25 protein-coding genes are annotated in these 23011 nt (G+C 45.5%); 18 read left to right on the plus strand and 7 right to left on the minus strand.

Annotated features, from left to right (window positions below; translation table 11 throughout):
• Window positions 1–48 precede the first annotated feature (48 nt).
• From AC6R16_RS16180 to AC6R16_RS16225, 10 genes are all read left to right on the plus strand, one after another.
• A complete protein-coding gene (locus AC6R16_RS16180) occupies window positions 49–462 on the plus strand; it encodes a rhodanese-like domain-containing protein (RefSeq protein ID WP_500675046.1) in 414 nt (137 codons plus the stop codon).
• A complete protein-coding gene (locus AC6R16_RS16185; protein ID WP_500675047.1) occupies window positions 453–1058 on the plus strand; it encodes a glutathione S-transferase N-terminal domain-containing protein in 606 nt (201 codons plus the stop codon). The genes AC6R16_RS16180 and AC6R16_RS16185 overlap by 10 nt, the downstream gene beginning before the upstream one ends.
• Window positions 1059–1186: 128 nt before the next feature.
• The gene (locus AC6R16_RS16190; protein ID WP_239852292.1) at window positions 1187–1366 is read left to right on the plus strand and encodes a hypothetical protein; all 180 of its coding nucleotides are present in this window, start codon (window positions 1187–1189) and stop codon (window positions 1364–1366) included.
• Between the two features lie 9 nt (window positions 1367–1375).
• Window positions 1376–2587 carry an MFS transporter gene (locus AC6R16_RS16195; RefSeq protein WP_500675048.1) on the plus strand — a complete coding sequence of 404 codons (1212 nt, stop codon included), beginning with the start codon at window positions 1376–1378 and terminating at the stop codon, window positions 2585–2587.
• A gap of 94 nt (window positions 2588–2681) precedes the next feature.
• Window positions 2682–3953 carry a DASH family cryptochrome gene (locus AC6R16_RS16200; protein WP_500675049.1) on the plus strand — a complete coding sequence of 424 codons (1272 nt, stop codon included), beginning with the start codon at window positions 2682–2684 and terminating at the stop codon, window positions 3951–3953.
• On the plus strand, window positions 3943–5487 hold the full coding sequence (locus tag AC6R16_RS16205; RefSeq protein ID WP_500675050.1) for a cryptochrome/photolyase family protein: 1545 nt from the start codon (window positions 3943–3945) through the stop codon (window positions 5485–5487). Before AC6R16_RS16200 ends, AC6R16_RS16205 begins: the two co-directional genes overlap by 11 nt.
• Before the next feature lie 98 nt (window positions 5488–5585).
• Window positions 5586–6314, plus strand: a complete 729-nt coding sequence (locus tag AC6R16_RS16210) for a sulfite exporter TauE/SafE family protein (RefSeq protein WP_500675051.1) — start codon at window positions 5586–5588, stop codon at window positions 6312–6314.
• Window positions 6315–6349: 35 nt separating this feature from the next.
• Window positions 6350–6643, plus strand: coding sequence for an antibiotic biosynthesis monooxygenase family protein (locus AC6R16_RS16215; RefSeq protein ID WP_500675052.1), 294 nt, complete (start codon window positions 6350–6352; stop codon window positions 6641–6643).
• 22 nt (window positions 6644–6665) lie between these two features.
• Entirely contained in the window at window positions 6666–7094 is a 429-nt protein-coding gene (locus AC6R16_RS16220; RefSeq protein WP_500675053.1) for a YccF domain-containing protein, read from the plus strand.
• Between the two features lie 161 nt (window positions 7095–7255).
• On the plus strand, window positions 7256–8065 hold the full coding sequence (locus AC6R16_RS16225) for a substrate-binding periplasmic protein (RefSeq protein WP_500675054.1): 810 nt from the start codon (window positions 7256–7258) through the stop codon (window positions 8063–8065).
• Window positions 8066–8104: 39 nt separating this feature from the next.
• Here AC6R16_RS16225 and AC6R16_RS16230 read toward each other — a convergent pair whose 3' ends face one another.
• Both AC6R16_RS16230 and hisC read right to left on the minus strand, forming a co-directional pair.
• Entirely contained in the window at window positions 8105–8878 is a 774-nt protein-coding gene (locus AC6R16_RS16230) for an ABC transporter substrate-binding protein (RefSeq protein WP_500675055.1), read from the minus strand.
• A complete protein-coding gene (hisC, locus tag AC6R16_RS16235) occupies window positions 8862–9980 on the minus strand; it encodes a histidinol-phosphate transaminase (protein WP_500675056.1) in 1119 nt (372 codons plus the stop codon). Before hisC ends, AC6R16_RS16230 begins: the two co-directional genes overlap by 17 nt.
• Window positions 9981–10128: 148 nt before the next feature.
• Between hisC and AC6R16_RS16240 the strand changes: the two genes are divergently transcribed.
• Window positions 10129–11007, plus strand: a complete 879-nt coding sequence (locus tag AC6R16_RS16240) for a LysR substrate-binding domain-containing protein (protein WP_500675352.1) — start codon at window positions 10129–10131, stop codon at window positions 11005–11007.
• Window positions 11008–11028: 21 nt separating this feature from the next.
• Here the strand turns inward: AC6R16_RS16240 and AC6R16_RS16245 are convergent, their stop codons facing one another.
• Together AC6R16_RS16245 and AC6R16_RS16250 are read right to left on the minus strand one after the other, a co-directional pair.
• The gene (locus AC6R16_RS16245) at window positions 11029–11895 is read right to left on the minus strand and encodes a glycerol kinase (protein WP_500675057.1); all 867 of its coding nucleotides are present in this window, start codon (window positions 11893–11895) and stop codon (window positions 11029–11031) included.
• Between the two features lie 48 nt (window positions 11896–11943).
• Window positions 11944–12717: an AraC family transcriptional regulator gene (locus AC6R16_RS16250; protein ID WP_239852314.1), complete on the minus strand. Its 774-nt coding sequence runs from the start codon at window positions 12715–12717 to the stop codon at window positions 11944–11946.
• Between the two features lie 96 nt (window positions 12718–12813).
• Here AC6R16_RS16250 and AC6R16_RS16255 point away from each other — a divergent pair, with 96 nt between their 5' ends.
• On the plus strand, window positions 12814–13938 hold the full coding sequence (locus tag AC6R16_RS16255; protein ID WP_500675058.1) for a multidrug effflux MFS transporter: 1125 nt from the start codon (window positions 12814–12816) through the stop codon (window positions 13936–13938).
• Between the two features lie 21 nt (window positions 13939–13959).
• Here AC6R16_RS16255 and nagA read toward each other — a convergent pair whose 3' ends face one another.
• From nagA to AC6R16_RS16270, 3 genes are read right to left on the minus strand one after another with little or no spacing between them, the layout of a single operon-like run.
• A complete protein-coding gene (gene nagA, locus AC6R16_RS16260; protein WP_500675059.1) occupies window positions 13960–15093 on the minus strand; it encodes an N-acetylglucosamine-6-phosphate deacetylase in 1134 nt (377 codons plus the stop codon).
• A gap of 3 nt (window positions 15094–15096) precedes the next feature.
• A complete protein-coding gene (locus AC6R16_RS16265) occupies window positions 15097–15960 on the minus strand; it encodes an N-acetylmannosamine kinase (protein WP_500675060.1) in 864 nt (287 codons plus the stop codon).
• Window positions 15948–16670, minus strand: a complete 723-nt coding sequence (locus AC6R16_RS16270; RefSeq protein WP_500675061.1) for a putative N-acetylmannosamine-6-phosphate 2-epimerase — start codon at window positions 16668–16670, stop codon at window positions 15948–15950. Before AC6R16_RS16270 ends, AC6R16_RS16265 begins: the two co-directional genes overlap by 13 nt.
• A gap of 237 nt (window positions 16671–16907) precedes the next feature.
• On the opposite strand from AC6R16_RS16270, the gene AC6R16_RS16275 reads away from it, so the two are divergent.
• From AC6R16_RS16275 to AC6R16_RS16300, 6 genes are all read left to right on the plus strand, one after another.
• Window positions 16908–17873, plus strand: a complete 966-nt coding sequence (locus AC6R16_RS16275; protein ID WP_171320164.1) for a sialic acid TRAP transporter substrate-binding protein SiaP — start codon at window positions 16908–16910, stop codon at window positions 17871–17873.
• A 67-nt stretch (window positions 17874–17940) separates the two neighbouring features.
• Window positions 17941–18450, plus strand: coding sequence for a TRAP transporter small permease (locus tag AC6R16_RS16280; RefSeq protein WP_500675062.1), 510 nt, complete (start codon window positions 17941–17943; stop codon window positions 18448–18450).
• Window positions 18451–18452: 2 nt separating this feature from the next.
• Window positions 18453–19736 carry a sialic acid TRAP transporter large permease SiaM gene (siaM, locus tag AC6R16_RS16285; protein WP_500675063.1) on the plus strand — a complete coding sequence of 428 codons (1284 nt, stop codon included), beginning with the start codon at window positions 18453–18455 and terminating at the stop codon, window positions 19734–19736.
• Between the two features lie 27 nt (window positions 19737–19763).
• Complete coding sequence (locus AC6R16_RS16290) at window positions 19764–20660, plus strand: dihydrodipicolinate synthase family protein (RefSeq protein WP_500675064.1); 897 nt, start codon at window positions 19764–19766, stop codon at window positions 20658–20660.
• A 126-nt stretch (window positions 20661–20786) separates the two neighbouring features.
• Window positions 20787–21620 (plus strand): MurR/RpiR family transcriptional regulator, encoded by an 834-nt coding sequence (locus tag AC6R16_RS16295; RefSeq protein WP_486788715.1) that lies wholly within the window; start codon window positions 20787–20789, stop codon window positions 21618–21620.
• Window positions 21621–21844: 224 nt separating this feature from the next.
• On the plus strand, window positions 21845–23002 hold the full coding sequence (locus AC6R16_RS16300; protein ID WP_500675065.1) for an N-acetylneuraminate epimerase: 1158 nt from the start codon (window positions 21845–21847) through the stop codon (window positions 23000–23002).
• The last annotated feature ends 9 nt before the right edge of the window (window positions 23003–23011 follow it).

A 23011-nucleotide genomic window follows, 5' to 3' on the forward strand; every position in this document is an offset into this window, starting at 1 on the left:
GAATTGGTTGCACTATGTACACAAGCAATAACAAAACAAGGACAAGTTATGACTAGCGCAGTATCTCGTGTGAAAGCCGCAGCAAGTGAACAAGCTCTAGCGCACTTTGAACAACTACTCAGATTCGAAACCGATTGCTGGGATGTGCATCATGCTCTTATCAATGGTCTGCAAGATTTCATTTTGGTTGACGTCAGAGGTGAAAGCTTGTTTGAACAAGGACACATTGACGGTGCAATCAACATTCCCCACCCAAGACTCAATGAAAAGCGCTTAGCTGAGTTTCCGCTTGATACCTTGTTTGTGGTGTATTGCGCCGGGCCACATTGTAATGGCACAGAGAAAGCGGCGATGCGTTTAGCAAAGCTCGGCCGACCAGTGAAAAAGATGATTGGTGGTATTACAGGTTGGTTAGATGAAGGATTTGAACTGATAACAGAGGAGAAAGCACAATGCAGTTAATCGTCGGAACGGGCTCAACATGGTCACTGCGTGTTTGGTTATGCGCAACATTGGCGAACTTAGATCTGGACGCTCATGTCATTGAACTCTCAAATCCAGCGTCAAAACAGCAACTGGCTCAATTGTCGCCTTCTGCTTTGGTGCCTGTGTTAAAAGATAGCAACTTAGCGGTACACGATTCGTTGGCCATCGTTGAATACCTCAATGAGCAATCTGGTGGGGCGTTGTACCCGCAAGATCAAAGCCAGAGGGCGATCGCGCGTTCGCTTTGTAATGAAATGCACTCAGGCTTTTTTACCCTGCGTTCTCAATGCAGTTTCACCTTAGATTCTGTGCCGCCAGCGGATATGTCAAACCAAGCATTAAGACTTGAGATTGAACGAGTTACCGCTATTTTCTCACAGGCCGAACTTCCCTTTATGTTTGCTCGACCAGGTGCTGTTGATGCGTTCTATGCCGTGCTTGCTTACCGCCTCAACAGTTATGGCATTCGCTTAGAAGGTAAGGCTGGGCGATATCAGACCAGTCTATTGGATTGGGCACTAATGCAATCCGGGATAGAGCAGATGAGACAGTGGGAAAGTAGTGCTGATTGAAGGTCGAGGCATAGTCACTAAGACTATGCATATTATGCATAATATCTTTGTTTAAATGTCATTTGAGTCATTGCGCGAGGGGCTCTACACTTCGCGCTCTTTTTTAACCCATGCTGAGATAATGAATCATGTTTTCTCAATCACTTTTTGCTCAGCTAGTGCGAATGATAATGCTGTTAGCCCTGTCTTTGGTAGCTGTCCACAACTCTCCAAAGTTGTTGGAGCTACTGGCGCAGCAGGCGATCAATAGCGGTTGTCATCAGACAACAGGCGACGGCCACGACCATTCTCACCACCATCATCATTAAGGCTTTGCGATGAGCATTTTCCGATTTCCACCAATAGTTTGGCTTGGGATAGCCATTCTGATTATCTGTCTAGGGATCAGGCAATCTTTCGGTATCTTTATGATGCCTATCTCGGACCATTTTCAGACAGGTCGAGAGTTTTTCAGTTTTGCTATTGCACTGCAAAACTTGTTGTTCGGCTTTTTCCAGCCATTTGTCGGCATGGCAGCGGATCGCTTTGGCGCGAAAAGAATCATCATCATGGGCGCGATTGCTTATGGCGCGGGTTTGTACTTAACTTCAATCGCTGTGGAGCCGAGCTTACTTTACCTCTCTTTAGGTGTGTTGGTTGGTTTAGGTCTGAGTGCGACCAGTTATGTGATTGTACTTGGCGCAGTGGCAAAAGTTGTGCCCGCGCAGCATGCAGCGAAAGCTTTTGGCCTAACAACAGCAGCCGGTTCATTTGGCATGTTTGCAATGATCCCTGGCGCTCAAACTTTACTCAGTGACTTTGGTTGGCAAGGTGCGCTTCAAGGCTTCGCAATCTTGTCCAGCCTAATGATTGCGTTTGCTCTGTTTATGAAAAATGGCCGTGCAACAACAAATCAATCGTCAGCCATTCAGGAAGATGACAACCAAACGCTTAAACAGGCGTTAAAAGAAGCTTTCGCACACAAAGGGTATTGGTTAATTCACCTTGGGTTCTTTGTGTGTGGCTTTCACGTGATGTTTATTGCGACGCACTTGCCAAGTTATCTGGCTGATAAGCATTTACCGGCTGCAACTGCCGCGATGGCTCTGGCTTATGTGGGTATCTTTAACATCTTTGGTTCCTATTTCTGGGGCGTAATGGGTGACAGATTCAACAAGCGTCATGTGATGTCCGCACTGTATTTAGTTAGAACCGTTGTGATTGGTGCCTTTGTAACTCTGCCTGTTACAGAGCACACTGCAGCAATCTTTGGTGGGGCGATCGGCTTTTGCTGGCTTGGCACCGTACCGCTGACATCTGGACTGGTTCGCCAAATATTCGGAGCCAAGTATCTGTCGACGCTATATGGTCTGGTGTTCTTTACCCACCAAGTCGGTAGTTTTCTAGGGGCTTGGGCTGGTGGACGAATCTACGATTACTACGGATCTTATGACCCAATTTGGTGGTCAACTGTGGTTCTCGCGTTTGCAGCTGCATTGATTCATCTGCCAATCAATGATCAACCAGTTAGACGTTTGGCGACCGCGTAATTCTGTAATGGATTGATTCTTCAGCTCTTCTTTTTCGTATATGGGTTTGACGATTTAATTGCGTTCGAAACTGCATAAAGTAAAAGAGGAGCTGATGTTGTCTAAAACCGCTGGACTATACTGGTATACCAACGATTTAAGAGTGGCAGACAACTGTCTGCTTGCTCGAGCCGTTGACCAAGTCGATACTTTGCATTGTGTATTCTGTAATCCTTCCCTTACTTCCTTTTTGAAACACTATTCGCGAGAAGAGCACTTCGGTTGTGCAAAACAAGTCTTTCTCGAACAGTCTATAGATGCGCTTTCCAGTGCTCTCACGCAACATAATCTGACCCTACAAACCGAATCAAAACCTACGATAGCTTTTCTCACTGACCTTATTGAAATGTTGGAAATTACTCACCTTTTTTGTAATCAGAGTGCGGGAAGTGACGAGCAGAAGGCACTCGTTCAATTGAGACAGAAATTTCCGGCTATCCAGATTGTTCAGCAGCCCGTTAATACTTTGTTCAATCTACAACAACTGCCTTTCTCTGTATCAGAGATTCCAGTCACTTTTACCAAGTTTAGAAAGCAGGTTGAATCTTTATCTATAGAACCTGTCGTTGGTATTAACAGCGATCACGATAATTGCCCATTTCAGAAAGTGGTTGGTGAAGATGAGCTTGTTTTTTGTGGCGGAGAAAGCACTGGGCAGGAACATATTGAGGATTACTTCGCAACTTCATTGGCTAGCGAATACAAGAAGACACGTAATGGTTTGGATGGAATGCTGTTCTCAACCAAATTCTCACCTTGGCTTGCTCTGGGGTGCATTTCGCCTCGACTGATAGTGAGCAAGCTACGTGATTACGAGCGAAGGCATGGCGCAAACGACTCGACGTATTGGATTTATTTTGAACTGCTGTGGAGAGAATACTTCTATTGGCATGGAACAAAGCAGGGCAAGCAGTTGTTTTTTGATGGCAGCAAAGTGGGTGATACTCGAATGTCGAGGAGAGATATAGAAGTTTTTGACTCATGGAAGCAGGGGATGACAGGTTACCCGATTGTGGATGCTTGTATGAATCAACTTAGACTATCGGGGTACATGTCAAATCGAGGGAGGCAGCTAGCTGCAAGTTGCTTGATTTACGAGCTAGATTTGGATTGGCGTATGGGGGCGGCCTATTTTGAAACCCAACTGATTGACTATGATGTGAGCTCTAACTGGGGCAATTGGCAATATATTGCGGGCATTGGTGCGGCTCCAAATACCACCAGACAATTTGACCTTGAATATCAAACACAGTTGTACGATCCGAACGGTGACTTTATCGCCAAGTGGATTGGACTTAGTTGCAAAGGAGGCAACAGTGAAGTTTGATACCGTGAGACTTATCTTAGGCGATCAGTTAAACAGTCAACACTCTTGGTTCCAACATGTTGATGATTCAGTGCTCTATATCGTAGCTGAATTGTACCAAGAAGCAGAGTACACGCGACACCACATTCAAAAGGTATGTGCTTTCTTCGCTGCGATGGAGACGTTTGCCCATGAGATGAAAGAAGAAGGGCATCAGGTATTGCACTTAACTTTGGATGATACAGCTCATTTTGATGACCTCTGCCAATTACTCAATAGTTATGTAGAGGATACCCAAGCTAAGTGTTTTCAGTACCAACGACCAGACGAATATCGGTTGGCTCAGATGCTAGAGAATCTGGTGCTTAAAGGGTGTGAAGTCAAAATGGTTGAAAGTGAACATTTCTTGCTGCCTTTCGATGAGTTTAGCCATTACTTTGCCGTTGGTAAGCACGTAATGATGGAACACTTTTATCGCAAAATGAGGAAGCGATTCAACATTCTAATGGAAGATGGGAAACCGTTCGGAGGAAAGTGGAATTACGATGCGAATAACCGTAATAAGCTCAAACCGATAGATATCGAGCAATTGCCATCGCCTTTGATGTTTGAAAACCAGATTAATCCTATTTTGGAGCGGTTGAAGCGACATCGTATCAAAACGATAGGACATACTGTTGATCGCTTGTTGTGGCCAATCAACCGCAATCAAAGTTTGTCCCTGTTAGCCTATTTCTGCCAAGTCTGTTTACCTAACTTTGGTCGATTTCAAGATGCAATGACTTCTCAGCATCGCTCGAAATGGAGTTTGTACCACAGTCGCCTGTCATTCTCTATAAACGCTAAAATGCTCCAACCTTTGGAGGTTATCAATGCCGCTTTGTCTGCATATTCTGCAAATCCAGCGATCGATATCTCACAGGTTGAAGGCTTTATCCGTCAAATTTTAGGGTGGCGCGAATACATTCGTGCGGTCTATTGGGTCAATATGCCGACCTATTCACAACTGAATCATCTCAATGCAGAGAATGCGTTGCCGGAATTCTTTTGGACAGGTAAAACGAAAATGATGTGCATGAAAAATGCGATTGAACAGTCTCTAGATTACGCTTATGCACATCACATCCAACGGTTAATGGTGACAGGTAACTTTTGCTTGATTAGTGAAGTACACCCAAGCCAAGTTGATGATTGGTACCTAGGTATTTATGTTGACGCGATCGAATGGGTTGAGATGCCTAATACCAGAGGTATGGCGCTGTTTGCTGATGGTGGAATCGTGGGTACTAAGCCTTATGCAGCTAGCGGTGCGTACATCAATAGGATGAGCGATTACTGTAAAGAGTGTCACTACAACGTGAAAATAAAAAGTGGAGACAAGGCTTGTCCCGTGAACAGCTTGTATTGGCGCTTTATGGTTAAAAATCGTGAATTGCTGACCAAGAATCCTAGAGTTGGAGTCATTTATCGTTCTTGGGATAACCTTGAACAAAATCAGCAACAAGAGGTACTTGAAACTGCAGCGCAATATCTTGGTCAATTAGATCGGCTTTAACCGTTTTTTCAGGGCCTTAGAAGGAATAAAATTCAATGGTAAATCATTGGATTAAGAGTAGTATGTGAGGTACTTTTTTAGTCAATTGTCTGGATAATATGTTCGCTGAATGGATGACGTCTGAGGCATTAATTGCCGCGTTTTTAATATTTCTTGGTTCGTTTGTTCAAACAGCGATCGGTTTTGGTTTGGCGATTGTTGCCGCGCCTTTATTGTTTCTTGTTTCTCCCGATTATGTGCCTGCTCCAATCTGTTTAGTCGCTCTGTTTATTTCGATCCTCAATGCGCTAAAGCATCGAGACAGTGTCGAAATTGGTGGCCTTAAAATGGCACTGATTGGGCGTGTCCCAGGATCGATAGCGGGTGGCGTGTTATTGGTTATGGTTTCGACCGACCTGCTGGCATTGTGGTTAGGTGCCTTAGTGCTGTTCGCCGTTGTGGTGAGCATGCTCCCTTTTCGTATTGAGCCAACGCCAATGCGAATGGGTGTCGCGGGTTTCTTTTCTGGGTTCTTTGGTACCAGCTCTGCTATAGGCGGGCCTCCTATGGCATTGCTGCTTCAGCACCAAGAAGCTAATCAACTGCGTGGCAACTTGTCTGCCTTTTTTGTCTTTAGCTCTATCATCTCGCTTGTGATTCAAATGCCAGCAGGCTTTTTAACCTTACACCACCTTTGGATAAGTATTCCGCTTATTCCAGCCGCCTGGGTGGGGTATAAACTCGCGATGATGACCACTCAATCATTACCTAAAGAGAAAATTCGCACTGGCGCTCTTTTACTTTGCTCGATCAGCGGCGCAACGGCCGTTTGGCAAGGTTTGAGCTAGCGACCCTTTTGTTCATCTTACGTTAAGGAAAAACCATGATACTGGAAGTCGCAATCTTAGATGTTAAGCCAAGCTTAGAGAAAGAGTTTGAACAAAACTTTGCTAAAGCACAGGCTATAATTTCGTCTATGAAGGGTTACGTTTCGCATCAGTTGCAACGTTGTATAGAAAAACCAAATCGCTATATCTTGTTAGTGAATTGGCAAACATTAGAAGACCATGAGCAGGGCTTTAGGCAGTCTGCTGAATATCAGGAATGGAAGGCTCTTTTACACCATTTTTATGACCCATTCCCAACCGTAGAACATTACGAATCAGTCTACGGATAGGTTTTCTATAAGGAGAGACAAAGTGCTTAGAATTCTTGGTAATATCATCTGGTTCCTGTGTGGTGGCGTTATCATGGGACTGCTATGGTGGTTCTTCGGATTGCTTGCGTTTATTAGTATTGTGGGGATTCCATGGGGACGAGCTTGTTTCGTCATGGGTAACTTTTCTTTCTTCCCGTTTGGTCATGAAGCTATCGCTCGCGATGAGCTGACCAACGAAATGGATATAGGTACTAGCCCACTAGGTATGGTCGGCAATATCATTTGGTTTTTACTAGCGGGTATCTGGCTAGCGATTGGTCATATTATGTCGGCAGTGGCCTGCTTTGTGACCGTCATAGGTATTCCATTTGCGCTTCAGCACCTTAAGTTGGCCTATATATCACTCGCCCCTATAGGTAAGACTGTTGTGCCTAAAGAACAGGCCGCAATGGCAAGGTATTCGAAGTAAAGCAAATCACTAAGCCCCGAAAGGGGCTTTTTACTATCAAGGACTTAGTTATAAAGTGATTGTGCAACAGGTTAGACCAATCGCCAATTGATCCTATCAATAAGTGGTTTATAGTAGGCAGCCAATTGCTGCCTATTTTTATAAACATAAAGAACAATAATATGACTCGTCAGTCTGGTAAGTTGGGCAATCTAGCGATTGGGTGGATAGCGCTCCTTTGGGGGACTTCTAGCCTCGCTGAGCCGATACAATTGGATCTGTATACCCAAGAGTTTCCACCGCTACAGGTCCAAGTTGATCAACAAGCGGAAGGGTATGTGGTGAAGTTCGTTGAAGCGGTCGTTGAACACGCTTCGCAATCGCTCCCTATGGAAGTGGCGAAGGTGCATTTTGCACCATGGAAACGCGCGATTCGAAACACTCAAGAAAATGAAAACACGTTGTTCTTCTCACTTTCTCGTACGCCTAGCCGTGAGCTTAAATATCAGTGGATAGGGCCTGTATCACCCTACGAGGTTGCGATCTATCGTCATTTTGATGGCCCTAATGTTTCCCCCAACTCTTTTCTAGATCTAAAAAATTTCAGTTTCGCGGCTCAAACTGCGAGCAACTTTGAAGAGGTAGCGAGAGAAGAGGGCTTTGCCAATATTATTCCCGTTAACTATGGCAAAGTGGCGATTAAGTTGCTGCGCGCTCATCGAGTAGATTTTGCCCCTTTGGTCACGTCGAGTTTCCACTATCGCATGGAGCAGTATGGGTATGATCCTAAAGAGTTTGTCGAGGTGGTGAAAGTCGATAAGCTATGCAAAGAGCTCTGGTTAGTGACTGGGAATAAGACATCACAGCAAGTGGTTGAAGCGTTGCGCAATAGTTTTGATGAGCTTAAAAATCAGGGCAAGCTTGCCGATCTAATACAACAGTATCAACCGGATAGCGAGATTATGGTTCGGTATCGCAATGCGATGAAATAGAAAGTAAAAGAGGCTCGTTTGAGCCTCTTTTAAATTGCGTTAAAGCTCTTCTCCGTAGATATCAAAGGAGAAGTATTTGGCTGCAATTTTGTCATAAGTCCCATTGTCGCGAATCGTTTTAATCGCCTGGTTAAACTTCTCGGCTAATGCTTTGTCATTTTTACGTAGCGCCAAAGCGGTGCCCTCACCTATATAGGCTTTGTCTGTTACTGGTTTACCTACGAACTGGAAACCTTGACCAATTTCTTTGTCCAAGAACGCCAGAGCTAATTGGTCTGAGTTACCAAATGTCAGGTCTAAGCGACCATTTTTCATATCAATGTAGACTTCATCTTGACCAGAGTAGCGTTTGATTTCTGCAACATCACCAAACTTGTCGGTGACATATCGGTCGTGGATAGTGCCACTCTGGACACCGATGACGGCACCTTTTAAGCCTTGAGGAGTGAGCTCAATTTTGCTCTTTTCGCTTGCCACAAATCGCGCTGGGGTTTGGTAGTACTTATTCGTGAAGAGGATACGCTTTTTACGCTCTTCAGTGATACGCATTGAAGCCATAATAACATCTGATTTCCTTGCCAGTAGGCTTGGAATTAGCGAATCCCACCCTTGCGATACCCAAGTGCATTTGAGTTTGGCTTCAGTACACAAGGCATCGGCAATCTCGATGTCAAATCCGACTGGCTTTCCACTTGCATCCATGTAATTGAATGGTGGATAAGTAAAGTCAGAAGCTAAACGGACTTCCTTAGCCATTAGAGGAGCAGATAGCAGAGCTGCGGCGCAAGCAAAGGCACTAAGCATTTTGTTCATGAGTAATATCCCTATTTTTATTGGATGGTGTCAGGGCGCCAGAAAAGTTGCAAATGATTTCACTGACTTCCTGCATACTGGTTTCTGAGCCGATGGTGATTCGTACGCAGTGCTTAAGACTAGGCTCATGACTTTGATTGCGAGTAACGACGCCTTGCTTAATCAGGTATTCAAACAGCTCAATACCGGGTTGAGTTCGAATCAAGACAAAATTGCTTGAAGATGGGTAGATGGTCTCTATCCAACTAAGGTTCTGTATTTGCTGAACAAAGTTATCGCGTATACGAATCAATGCTTGTGTATTGTCATGCACATGAGTAAGTCCTTTAGGACTCAGCGCTTTGAGCACAATCTCAGCGGAGCTGTCTGGCATTGGATAAGGAGGAACCAGTTTAGAAATAAACGCCATAACGCTTGAAGAAGCGATGATGAATCCACATCGTACTGCTGCAAGTCCGAAGGCTTTGGATAGAGTACGAATGACGATCAGATTCGGGTATTGTTCGATCAGGTCGACAACACTCTCTGCGAGTTCAAATTCAATATAGGCCTCATCTACGACGACAAGCGATTTGTCTTGGGTGCTTTCAAGTATGGCGACAATGTCACTTCTGTTTAGCAACTGGCCAGTTGGGTTGTTCGGTGAACACAGAAACAGTAGGTTAGCGCTATCTGCTGCCTTGATTACGTTTTCAACATCCAGTGAGAAGTCTGGGGCTAACAAAGGGCAGTTGATGACATTGACTGAAAATGACTCCGCACAAAATTCGTACATCGCGTAGGTCGGGGTACAAATCGCAATGCTATCTTGCATAGGCTGGCAGAACGTTCTTACTAACAGATCGATCGCCTCATCGGCCCCGCGCACTGCTATGGTTGGTTGCGTGGTTTTGCAATACGCTTGGTATGCTGCAGCGATATCGTGTGGCAAAAAGTCAGGATAACGATGAAGTGCGGGTTGATGCTCAGTAAAGAGAAGAGGTTGTTCTAGCTCATTGGCATTCAACCACAGCCTACCAGAGCCACCGATTCGTCTTGCAGATTGATATGGTATTAATTTTTTTATGTTCTCTGGCGCAAGTTTTTCCGCTAGTGACGTCATCTTATATACCTTCACTGAATATTTAGTCAATCAAAAGGGTTTTATTTAAGTACTTTCTCCCAATGAGTGGTAATTTAGTCAATATGCTCTTTGTGTAGAATCGAAATAAAGGCATACTAGCTATGCAAAAAAGTCATGGATGATAATGATGAACACAAGATTGCCTTCGACGAAAAACCTCCAAGCTTTTTTTTCTACGGCGTATTACCTTAATTTTACCCATGCTGCTGAAGCCTTGAATATGACCCAAGGTGCCATCAGTCGGCAGATTCAAACTCTTGAAGAGATCATGGGAGTTCAGCTTTTTTACCGTCAGGCGAGGGGGCTGTCTTTAACACCGGAAGGCGATAAGTTTGTTCCGTTGGCGGAAGATATTATTAAGCGGCTACAGATGTCGGTTCGGGAGGTCGCTGACAGCGCAAATCGAATCAAACTCAACGCCCCGAGTTGTATTACCTCATGGCTATTGTCTCGTATCGCCAATTTTCAGCAGGCATACCCTGACGTGAACGTTGAGCTAACTTCGACAACCAAGCACGAAGCTGTGCCGAATTTTGATAGCTTCGATCTGATCATTACCTACGGCAAGCCGACTCGAAGCAAAGTGGTCAATCAAACACTGTTGTTTGAAGAGTTTTTGGCGCCGGTCTGCGCTCCAGAGCTATGGCAGCAAATCATGGAAAATGGCGATAAGGATGTGCTCAATCAGTTTACTTGGCTGCATGCCAATCAAGAGCAGTCAGACTGGAAGCTATGGCTGGAAAGTCATGGCAATACTCGATTAAAAGGCAAGGGAAACCAAACCTTTGCAACCCTAGATCAAGCGATGAATGCTGCTCAGCAAGGTTTCGGGGTGGCGATTGGTGATCTGACTTTGGCTGCGCAAGATTTAAAACTTAAAAGGTTAATACAACCCTTTGACCTTAGTGTGACCACTGGGAATGGCTATCACCTGTTACACCTTCGAGAGCAAGGCAATGAGATGGTCAGCGAATTGATTGAGTGGCTGACAGAGAGCAATCAATAGCCATCTATCTTTGACAGCCTATTAGTAAGCCTTGATGCCGAAGGCTATGAGTTTGGCTGGTAAAACGTCATCGAGTTTGTCGATATCTGCCGGGAACACCTCTATCAGAGCAAAGTTATGCCGCTGATACAACTCGCGGATAGATTGTTGTTCTTTGTCTGGTGTGTTGCCAGCGTCGCTTCCCCAATACTGCAAATAGACTTTTCCAGTGGGTAAATAGAAATCGCTCAAGACGTCTTGTTCTATCGGTAATTGACGATCGTAGGCGTGAACCACTCCATTCATATAGAGCCAGTTGTCGATTATGAGTTCACCTTTAGAACGTACATAGTGACCGTCTAGAGTGCGATGTTTCGCTTCAAATTTTTGTCTAAAGCTAGAAAGGGACTTATCTGTTGCATGTGCCTCGGCATCTTGCCCTGAAAACTCAATCACAGACTGCTTTAAGCGCTTGTTACGAACGATAGAGTCGTGCCAAACGACAAAACCATAGCCGCTTTCTTTATCTTCGCGTTGATAACCGCCAACCGTTAGCCCAGATTCCGTTACCGTCCAGCCTTTCTCTGTCCTTTCAATCCAACCTAGCTCTTGCAAAAGTTGATTCACTTTTTTGGCATTGAGAGATAAGCGTTCTCCAATTTGAGTTGCACTCATCGTTTTACCACTGGTCGCTACACTGTCTATGAGTAGGTTTTCTGGCCAGACAATGAACTTACCAAACTTCGCATGTTCGACGTATTCGCCACCGAACTTGGCGCCGATCTCGGTCAAAACCCAGCTTTCCTCAGCACGATTAATGTAACCCGCAGATTTCAGTTCGTTGAACAATTGCTTAGGTTCCAGTTCACGTAATTTGGCTAATGCAGTTGTAGAGATTTTGTCGGACATTGGCTTTCCCTCATTGATACGTCATTGTTAGAGTAATCTGCCCATGAATCAAGTTGTTGTGCGCATATATTGGAGCGGCGTAGTCCCTGTTTGTTGCTTAAAGAAGGTGATGAAAGCGCTATCACTTGAAAAGTCTAATTGGTAAGCGACATCGTTGACCTGTTTTCCTTGGGAGAGAAGCTCTATTGATTTCAATAGTCTCCATTGCTGTCGCCATGACTGGTACGGCATCCCTGCTTGGTTGGAAAATATGCGACTTATTGTTTTGCTGCTAGCGCCAATCTGTTTGGCTAAGTTGTTCAAATTTGGCACGTTAGAGTCCGGTTGTTGAAGTGAATCAAGCCAATGATTGAGTCTAGGATCGCTAGGAAAAGGTAGTGTCAGTTGATATTCGGATGCAGATTGGAGCTCTTCCAGAAACAGTTGGAGCGTCGCGTGCATTTCTCGCTTAGGCTTGTCCCATTGCCAAAAAGACATTCGCTCGATCAGAGCCTTAAACAGTGAGTTTACAGAGATGACTTTCACTTCGTTGAACGACGCAACCAGAGTTTCTTCGAAGTAGAGTGAACGATATTCAACGACGTTGTTCATGGTCGCACAGTGGCGCACCCCTGCAGGTATCCAAGCAGCACGGGTGGGGGGCAAGACACTTTTTTTATCGTCTAACTGTATGCTGATACACCCTTCAGGAGCATAGAGAAGTTGAGCTTTACTGTGGATATGCATCCCTGAGTCATGCTTGCCGATTCGAGCCGCGATCCCGATGACTGTGTTGTCTAGTGTATCGACGTCAAATTCAGACTTGTCATTAATTAGCGCCATTTGTTCTTATATTGAAGTTTATTGTTCCAATGTCGTTATTGGGACTTTAACACTCTTGTCTAAACTACGCCCACTTTTTCTAGTTGGGATATTGTAATGAATAAGACTCCTTCCGTTGGGGTAATGCTAGCTTTGATGATGTTTCCGCAAATTGTTGAGACTATCTACAGCCCTGCATTACCCCACATCGCCCTCGCTTTTAATGTTGCGAGTAATACAGCTGCACAAACGCTATCGATTTACTTTAGTGCCTTCGCACTAGGTGTCGTGTTTTGGGGAGTGGCTGCTGATTATTTAGGGCGAAGATATTCAATGTTGCTGGGGCTAGTGGTTTACGGCGTAGCAGCTGTTGGTGCTATGCAGTGCTCGCAGTTTGAAACACTTCTACTCATGCGTGCACTTAGTGCATTTGGGGCAGCGGTTGGTTCAGTGGTTACCCAGACTATGCTACGTGATAGTTATGATGGTGCACGGTTAGCCAAAGTATTTGGTTTGATGGGGATCGGTATATCACTGAGTCCGGTTATTGGGCTGATGTTTGGAGGAGTACTCACTGATACTGGAGGTCACAAAGCCGTGTTTCTCTCTTTATCAATTATGGCGATAGCTTTGTTCCTACTTTGCTTAGTGAGTTTACCGGAAACCAAGCCTGCTATGAAAAGCAACATCCACATAGTTCCACTTGCCAAGCAAATGCTAGCAAACAGAAACATCTGGATAGATGGGATAATGGTGGCTTGTTTTAATGTTTTATTGTTCAGCTACTATTTGCTTGGTCCATTTATCTTTGATGCTATGGGATATACCAGCAAACAATTTGGATATAGCGGGATTATCTTAGCAGTAGGAACTTTCGCAGGTAGTTGGCTAAACAAGGGGCTTCTTGCCCGAGGTTATGAGTCAAAACTCTTGGTTCAACTGTCGGCATGGGGCGCTATACTCGGGGCGATTATGGTGTGGTTGCTTCAAGACGGAGTGGCCCTGCTAGCCCCAATGCTATTGGTAGTTGCTTCATTTGGTGTAGGGATTCCAAATATATTGAGCCGAGCCCTAAAAGAGTATAAATCACAGACTGGTAGTGCTGGTGCACTGTTTGGCTTGCTGTATTATTTGCTGATCGGTTTTGGTTTATCCGCTGTTGGTTTAATGCAAAACTTAGGGGCAGCCCTTCTTATGAGCGGTTTGCTGCTAGTGATAGCAAGTTTGCTTCGTAAGAATTAGGAGGTGGGCACCTCCTAATTCTTAATATAGCTGACCATCGACGAGTACCGCTTGGCTGCGGTAGTTGTCATCTAACACGGTGGCTGCTGCGCGGAAACTAGGTTTGAGTTTTCCTAGATTGTCGCAGGTTAGGGCGTTGGCAGGATAGGTAGACGCCATTTTCAGCGCTTCTTCCTCCGCAATTCCCCACTGAATCACATTGGCAACGGATTCATCCATGCCGATGTGCGCGCCAGCTAAACTTCCTCGACTGTTGACCAGTTTGTTGTCGATAACTCGAATTGTTTCGCCATCGAGCTCAAACTGATTGGTTTTACTTCCGAGAGTCGCCATGGCGTCGGTAACAATCAGTAGCTTGCCTTGAGGTTTTGCCTTGTGCGCAAGAAGGAAGCTTTGTGGGTGGACATGAATACCGTCAGTGATTATTGAGCACCACGCGTGATCATTGTTTAAAGCAGTTCCCACCACGCCTGGTTCGCGACCTTCAAAAGGCGACATCGCATTAAACAGGTGAGTAAAGCCATCCACTAACGAAAGTTTATCTTCAGTCAATTGCTCCGCTTTGGCATTACTATGACCACAGGATAGGGTGAAGCCCTTATCTTTCATCCACTGTAGAGCAGATGGCTCAATGTTTTCTACCGCAGCGGTAACCAGTACTTTACCCTGCGTTGGCCACTCAAATTGATCTAATTGGCTGACGGTTGGCGCGTAAAAAAGATTGGCATCGTGCGCGCCCCTCTTCTCTTTATTGAGCCAAGGTCCTTCCAAATGTACCCCAAGCAGTCCAGAGATCTTGGCGTTGAGCCCTCTCTCGGTGGCAGATAATGCTTGTTGGATATTGTCCGGTGTTGCGCTGATCAAGGTCGGCAATAAATAGGCAGTGCCATGAGTTCGATGGGCGCAGCAAATCGTATCGATGCCTTGAGGAGTAATGTCGTTGTTGAACATGACATCGCCACCACCATTGACCTGAATATCGATAAATCCAGGTGCAATCAGCGCCCCTTCGAAATGCTGGTGGTTGATGCCTTGCGGTAGATTGTCGATAGCCACAATGGATTCGATCTGTTCATCCTTCCAGACTAACGCGGCATCGTTATGGTATTGCTCACCGTCGAAAATACGTGGTGCAGAAATGGCTTTGAGTGCCATGGATTACTCCTTAAACTGAAACGCAGCGCCTAACAGGCAGGCGTCGTAATTTCCTTTGGCTGCCTGCACAGGAATTTGAAAAGCTTTAGGACGACGTTGAATAGCTTGCTCGACGCGCTGTATGTAGTTGCGTGCAAGTCCCACTCCGCCTCCTAACACAATCAAGTCGAGGTCAAGGCTCGCTTTCAAGTTACAACATAATGTAGCAATAGCGTTAGCACTTTGACTGATAATTGTTTCGGCTTCTGGATTGGATGACGCCTGTTCAAATAGCTCAATATTGCTGATTGGATTGGAGAAAGCAGCGTCACTCGCTTTTTTAATTGCGGTGCCAGACGCTATCGATTCCACGCAACCTGTTTGTCCACAGCCACACTGTGGGCCATTGGGGTCAATAACCATATGACCGACGTGACCAGCCAATCCTCCTTGCCCTTGATGAAGCTGACCATCAATAATGATGCCACCACCGACACCAGTAGATACGGTTATAAAGGCCATATTCTTAACCGGTGTCTCTAGCATGGTGTACTCAAACCAAGCCGCCGCTTGCGCATCATTGAGCATTAAGACCGGCTTGCCAACGATGGATTGCAATACTTGGGCGAGTGGAAAAGGAGTAGGGAAAGCCAAAGTCTCGGGGTTAATCGCCGAAATGCCTTGTTGTGTAACAAGCCCAGTGGTGGAAATACCTATATTATCGACATGTACGAGCCACTGCGATGCACTGCCGAGAATCGTTTCGACAAACTGCTCGGCACTGTGTGCAATAGGCGTTGCAATTTGGCAGCGCTGAATCAATTTACTGTTTTCAATGAACCCTAACGCGATTTTTGTTCCACCAATGTCAATGGCTAGCGTACGCATTGTTGTGCTCCTGCGGTTTGTGTCGCTGAGTTGAACCAGTTAGTGACAACCTCTAGGCGAGTAATTGCGCTACCAACGGTGACCGCGACAGCACCAGATTCGATCGCTTTTGCAGCTAATTCTGGTGTGTTGTAGCGTCCTTCCGCCATTGTAAAGAAACCCGCTTCTGAAAACTGTTTAACCAGTTGCAAATCTGGCTCTACAGGTTCTTGCTCACCCACGTAACCTGACAAGGTCGAACCAATAATCTCAACGCCTTGGCTATGTGCCCAAGCACCATCCTCAAAGCAAGAGCTGTCCGCCATAGCGAAACATCCAGAGTTTTTAATCGCTAATGCAATATGTTCTCGGCTTTCTGGACGCGTTCTGTCTGTTGCATCAAATGCGATCACTGTGGCTCCTGCATTGGCAAGATCATCAACATCAGAAGCGAAAGGTGTGATCCGGACAGGACTGCCCTGCAAGTCACGTTTCACGATACCGATAATTGGTATGCTGACAGCGCCTGAAACAGCAGCAACATTTTCAACTCCTTCAATGCGAAGCGCTTTAGCTCCGGCTTGTTCAGCAGCTAAAGCCATTGCAACAATAAACTCGGTTTTTTCGAGCGGGCTACCAACTACAGGTTGGATAGAAACGACGGTTTGACCTTGTAAAGACTGCTTTAACTCATTGATATTCTGATTTTTTGTTCTCACGACGGGCCTCATAACTTAAGCATTGTATTGCGGAGTGACGGTGAATGAACAACCATCACAATTCGTCTAATCAGTCTGCCTATTAATAACCGGTGGCGAATTTTTGTCCGCGATCACATTTTGTAAAAAGTTGGTTTGAAAATAATCTTCACGGCAATAATAATCCATAACGAAGATTTTTTTCAAACAAAATAAAAGTTTTTTTTGAAATCGGTGAAACAAGATATAAATCGAATAAAAGGGAACAATATGAAAGCCATCAACACTATTACTCTCGCTATGCTGACTCTCGGGTGTGCTGCGTCGGTTCACGCAGCAACGACACTAAAAATGGGGATGCAGGCATCCGTGGGTTCTGTTGAGTACACATCTGCCAAACTACTGGCTGATACACTAGAAGAGATGAGTAATGGAGAAATAAAACTCTCTCTTTACCCTAGTGCTCAGCTAGGCGATGACCGCGCGATGCTGCAGCAGTTAAGCATGGGCGATCTCGATATCACTTATGCTGAGTTTGGCCGCATGGGACTTTGGATTCCGCGCGCTGAAGCGGTCACTCTGCCGTATGTGGCACGTGACTATGAACACTTGCGTCGTATGTTTGATTCAGAATTTGGTCAAGGTATCCGTCAAGAGATGCTGACTAAGTTTAACTGGCGAGCACTCGATACTTGGTACAATGGTACTCGTGAAACGACCTCTAACCGCCCTCTTAATAACATCTCAGACTTTAAAGGTCTTAAGCTTCGTGTTCCAAACGCTAAACCAAACCTAAACTACGCAAAACTTTCAGGCGCATCGCCAACACCGATGGCTTTCTCTGAAGTTTATCTAGCACTGCAAACCAATGCGGTTGATGGTCAAGAAAATCCACTACCAACGATTAAAACAATGAAGTTCTATGAGGTTCAAGGCAACCTCGCAATGACTAATCACATTGTTAACGATCAGATGGTGATCATTTCTGAGTCAACGTGGCAAAAGCTGTCGGATGCGGACAAAGAGATTGTGCAAAAAGCCGTAGCGAAGGCAGGCGCAGCTCATACCGCATCAGTGAAAAAACAAGAAGCTGAGCTGATCTCTTTCTTTGAAAAAGAGGGAGTGAATGTGACTTATCCAGACTTAGCGCCATTCCGTGAAGCGATGCAGCCACTGTACGCCGAGTTTGAAGACAAGATTGGCGAGCCTATCGTTAAAAAGCTGGCAGCAATGTAAGGGGAGTTAGCTGACGCTAATTTCTACTATTCAGGCTGGTCATTTTTGACCAGCCATGGAGCTCAAGATGTTACGTAAGATTATAAATAATATTGAAGAGATCATTACTGTGCCGTTAATGGCGGCGCTGCTAGTGGTGCTGACTTGGCAAATTGGTACCCGCTGGCTACTGAATGATCCTTCCCTTTGGAGTGAAGAACTCGCCCGAGTTCTGTTTATGTATATGTCGTTAATCGGGTGTGCCATTGCGATTAAGCGCAGCACACACGTCAATATCACCTTTTTCTCGGACAAACTGCCTGAAAAGATACGCCTATGTTTGGTGCTTTCGCTTGAGTTGGCCGTTTTAGTTTCGATCATGGCAATTATCTATTTAGGTTATCAACACGTGCAGCGTACCGCTTTCTTTGAGCTGATTACCTTAGGTGTCTCAAGTAGTTGGATGAACTACAGCCTGCCTCTTGGCGGGGTATTTATGGTGTTTAGACAGGCAGAAAAAATGTGGGGCATTGCGAAGCAGCTTCACAATGGCAATAAGTTGGCATCTTCGATGGATTCACAGGTGGCTGAGAGGTAGTTATGGCAGGTTCAATCTTTGGCTGGTTAGCGCTGCTGTTTGCAGGTATGCCAGTCGGCTTTTCACTGATTTTTGTTGCTTTAGTCTTTTTGGTGCTAACCAACAGCACAGGCATCAACTTCGCAGCTCAGCAGATGCTGGGCGGCATTGATAACTTTACACTACTTGCGGTGCCGTTTTTTGTTTTAACTGGGCATTTAATGAATAGCGCAGGTATTACAGAACGTATCTTTAATTTCGCAAAATCGATGGTTGGCCATATTACCGGCAGCCTAGGTCACGTAAACATTATGGCGAGCTTACTGTTCTCAGGTATGTCGGGCTCTGCGTTGGCGGATGCTGGTGGTCTTGGGCAACTTGAAATTAAGTCGATGCGTGATGCAAAGTATCACGATGATTTTGCCGGTGGTTTGACGGCTGCTTCTTGTATCATTGGTCCCTTAGTTCCCCCTTCGGTTCCTCTAGTCATCTACGGAGTAGTGTCAAATACGTCCATCGGCGCCCTTTTCCTTGCTGGGGCAATTCCGGGCATTTTGTGTTGTGTTGCGTTGATGACAATGAGCTACTTCATTTGTAAGAAACGTGGTTACATGACGCTGCCTCGTGCTTCGCGTCGTGATCAGTTCAAATCCTTTAAAGAAGCGTTTTTGTCTCTGCTGACTCCTGTGATCATTATCGGTGGGATCTTTTCCGGTAAGTTCACTCCGACAGAAGCGGCGGTTGTTTCTTCTCTGTATGCGTTGTTCTTAGGAACTGTGGTCTACAAACAGCTGACTTTCGGCGGCTTTGTTGAAATTTTGAAAGAGACAGTGAACACCACTGCTGTGGTTGCGCTAATGGTAATGGGCGTCACTGTGTTTGGATGGATTGTTGCTCGTGAGCAACTGCCGCAAATGCTAGCGGATTACTTCTTGACCATTAGTGATAACCCACTCGTGCTGTTGCTGCTTATCAACTTACTGCTTCTTTTCCTAGGGACGTTTATTGAGTCGCTTGCTCTGCTACTGCTATTGGTTCCATTTTTAGTGCCCGTTGCCGGTGCGGTGGGAATTGATCCTGTTCACTTCGGTGTCATGGCAATCCTGAACCTGATGATCGGTATTCTAACCCCGCCAATGGGAATGGCTCTGTACGTTGTCTCACGTGTTGGTGATATTCCATTCCACACGTTGACTCGTGGTGTGATTCCACTTTTGGTGCCGTTATTCATCGTATTGGTACTTGTTGCTGTCTTCCCTCAATTTACGCTGCTGTTACCGGAAATTTTCCTTGGTTACGGGCAGTAATAACGAATAATATTTAAGGTATTTAAGATGAAAAAACTGACAGGTCTTATTGCAGCGCCTCATACTCCTTTTACTGCGGACAAGAAGGTAAACTTTGCTGCTATTGATCAAATTGCGGAGCTGTTAATTGATCAAGGCGTGAAAGGCGCTTACGTATGTGGGACGACAGGGGAAGGGATCCACTGTAGTGTAGAGGAGCGTAGAGCGATCGCTGAATGTTGGGTTAAAGCCGCCGATGGTAAGTTGGATTTGATTCTCCATACAGGTGCATTGAGTATTGTTGATACCATTAACCTTACTGAACACGCTGAGACGTTGGATATTTTAGCGACCTCAGCAATTGGTCCATGCTTTTTTAAGCCGGGTAGTGTTGAAGATCTGGTTGAGTACTGCGCGCAAGTGGCTGCGGCTGCACCATCGAAGGGCTTTTACTACTACCATTCTGGCATGTCTGGAGTAAACCTCGATCTTGAACAGTTCCTGGTTCAAGGTGAAGCGCGCATTCCTAACTTATCGGGCGCGAAATTTAATAACGCTGATCTCTACGAATATCAGCGCTGTGTGCGAGTAGCGAGAGGCAAATTCGATATACCTTTTGGTGTCGATGAGTTTCTCCCTGCTGGTTTGGCGGTGGGTGCGGTAGGTGCCGTTGGCAGTACTTACAACTATGCTGCGCCTTTGTACTTGAAGATCATCGAAGCATTTAACCAAGGTAAGCACGATGAGGTTGCGTCGCTAATGGACAAAGTGATCGCGATTATTCGCGTCTTAGTTGAATATGGCGGCGTAGCGGCAGGCAAAGTCGCCATGCAGTTGCATGGCATTGATGCGGGTAATCCTCGTCAGCCGATTCGCTCTCTGAGTGACAAGCAGAAAGCGGATGTGCTCGCTAAACTGCGTGACGCGGGCTTTATGTCATTATAATGCGAGCGAGAGGGGAGGCTTCCTCCCCTCTTTTAGGATTTTGCGATGAAATCGTGTTGAGGTAGTGTCAATATTCGTAGGTCTTTGATACTTTTAGTTTAGCCAAACCAATCTAATGAGGCCCTAGTGAGTACGCCTAAAAATCTAATGGTTCGTTTACGTTCTAATATCGAGCCCTTAAGTAAAAAGTTACGCTTGGTAGCGGATTATGTGCTTGAGAATGCACATGACGTCCAGTTCCAGACTATTACGGATCTTGCTCGTAATACCCAAACCAGCGAGGCGACTGTTGTGCGCCTGTGTCGTGATATGGGTTACAAAGGCTACTCTGACTTTCGAATGGCGTTGGCGGTAGATTTGAGCCAAACGGCTAGCCAAAATCAGCCTAAGTTAGAAGGTGATATCTGTGATATATCTGCGCAGAGCGCGGTTGATAGTCTCCAAGATACTGCCAAGCTTATCGACAGAAAGTCTCTTACGCGAATTTGCGAGTTAGTTCATCAGGCACAGTTTATTGGCTGTGTTGGGGTAGGAGCATCCAGTATTGTCGGACGTTATTTAGCGTATCGTTTAGTACGTATCGGCAAAAAAGCGATTATGTATGAAGATACCCATTTGGCTGCGATGAGTGCGGGTCGAAGCGATGCGGGCGATCTGTGGTTTTCGGTGTCGAGTTCAGGCTCCACCAAAGAGGTTATTCACGCGGCATCACAGGCACATCGCCGAGGAGTGCCCGTGGTATCTTTGACCAACATAAGTCATAGTCCATTGTCGGCTATTTCAGATGAGCTTTTGGTTGCAGCGCGACCAGAAGGGCCTTTAACAGGCGGTGCATTCGCTTCTAAAGTTGGCGCACTACTGCTGGTCGATGCATTAATCAACACCTTGCTAGATACCTATCCGGAGTATTCTGAGTCAGTAATGGAAACGGCGGAAGTCGTGCTTCCATTAATGAAGTAGTTCTTATCACATTGATTTAATTCTTTATTTAAAGCTCGCCTAGTTGGTGAGCTTTTCTTTTATTTATTGGTGAAAATATTTTTTATTGTTAAGTTGATCAAAGAAATATTTTTTCATTGATCAATAATTAGTATGAAATTTAAACAATAAAGGTGGGTAAAGAACCACCTGAGCCAATAGGAGTCCGTGATTGTTCACGGCCATCCAATAAGGAAATAACAATAATGATGAACAAAACTAAACGACTTTATGCACCTTTGCTTGCTGCTTCTCTGGTGTTAAGTCTTAATGCGTTTGGCGCGAATCAATGGCCAGATTTACCGGTAGGAATTAAAAGCGGAATCGGCGCTCAAGTCGGCGATAAAGTGTTTGTTGGCCTAGGTTCAGCCGGTCAAGATTTCTATATGCTTGACCTAAGCAATCTCGACAAAGGTTGGCAAAAGAGAGCTGAATTTATCGCTCCATCGCGAAGCGGAGCAACCGCATCGGTTATCGGTAATGAAATATATGTATTTGGCGGTTCAGGAAAGATGAAGTCGACGGATGCTGCGCCGATTCTATTTGATACTGTTTATCGATATAACCTCGAAACCAATATTTGGGCACAAGCCAATACCACTTCACCCGTTGGCTTACTCGGTGCGGCGTCTTACTCGCCAGATGGCAAGCAAGTTGTTTTCTTTGGCGGGTACAACAAACAGTACTTTGATCGATATCTCCATGACGTTCTTACCACTGACAAACAAGCTGAGCCTGAAGCATGGCTAAAGATTGTTGATGATTACATGGGGATGAAGCCAGAGGATTATAAATGGAATCGACATGTGTTGAGCTATAAGCCAGAGACGGGAACTTGGAGCGATCTTGGTTTATCGCCATATTTACCCAATTGTGGCAGCGCATTAGTGGCGGAAGGTGACAAGGCTGTATTGATTAGCGGTGAGATAAAGCCAGGGCTCAGAACGTCTGAAGTGAAAACGTACCAATTTGGTCAAGCACAACCTTGGCAAAGCCAGCATGCATTACCCGCACCTACTGAGGGGAGTGTTCAAGAAGGTGTCGCGGGTGCTTTTGCCGGTGAAAGCAATGGCGTGGTCATTGTCGCAGGTGGAGCGAACTTCCATGGTGCGAAATCCGCTTTCGAGAGTGGGAAAATGTTTGCACACGACGGCTATAGCAAGGCATTTAATCCAGAAATGTATGTTCAGCAACAGGGATTGTGGAAGCAAGTTAATGGTCTTCCACAAGGTTTGGCTTATGGAACCTCTTATTCCACCGCTCAAGGTGTACTCATCGCTGGGGGCGAGAAAAGTGATCGCAGTGCTAGCAAAAAGGTCTACATGCTAGCGTGGAATGGCACAACCGTTGATGTTACGGACTAAGGGCTCAGA

The organism is Vibrio sp. R10-SG3-ISO10, assembly GCF_059834185.1.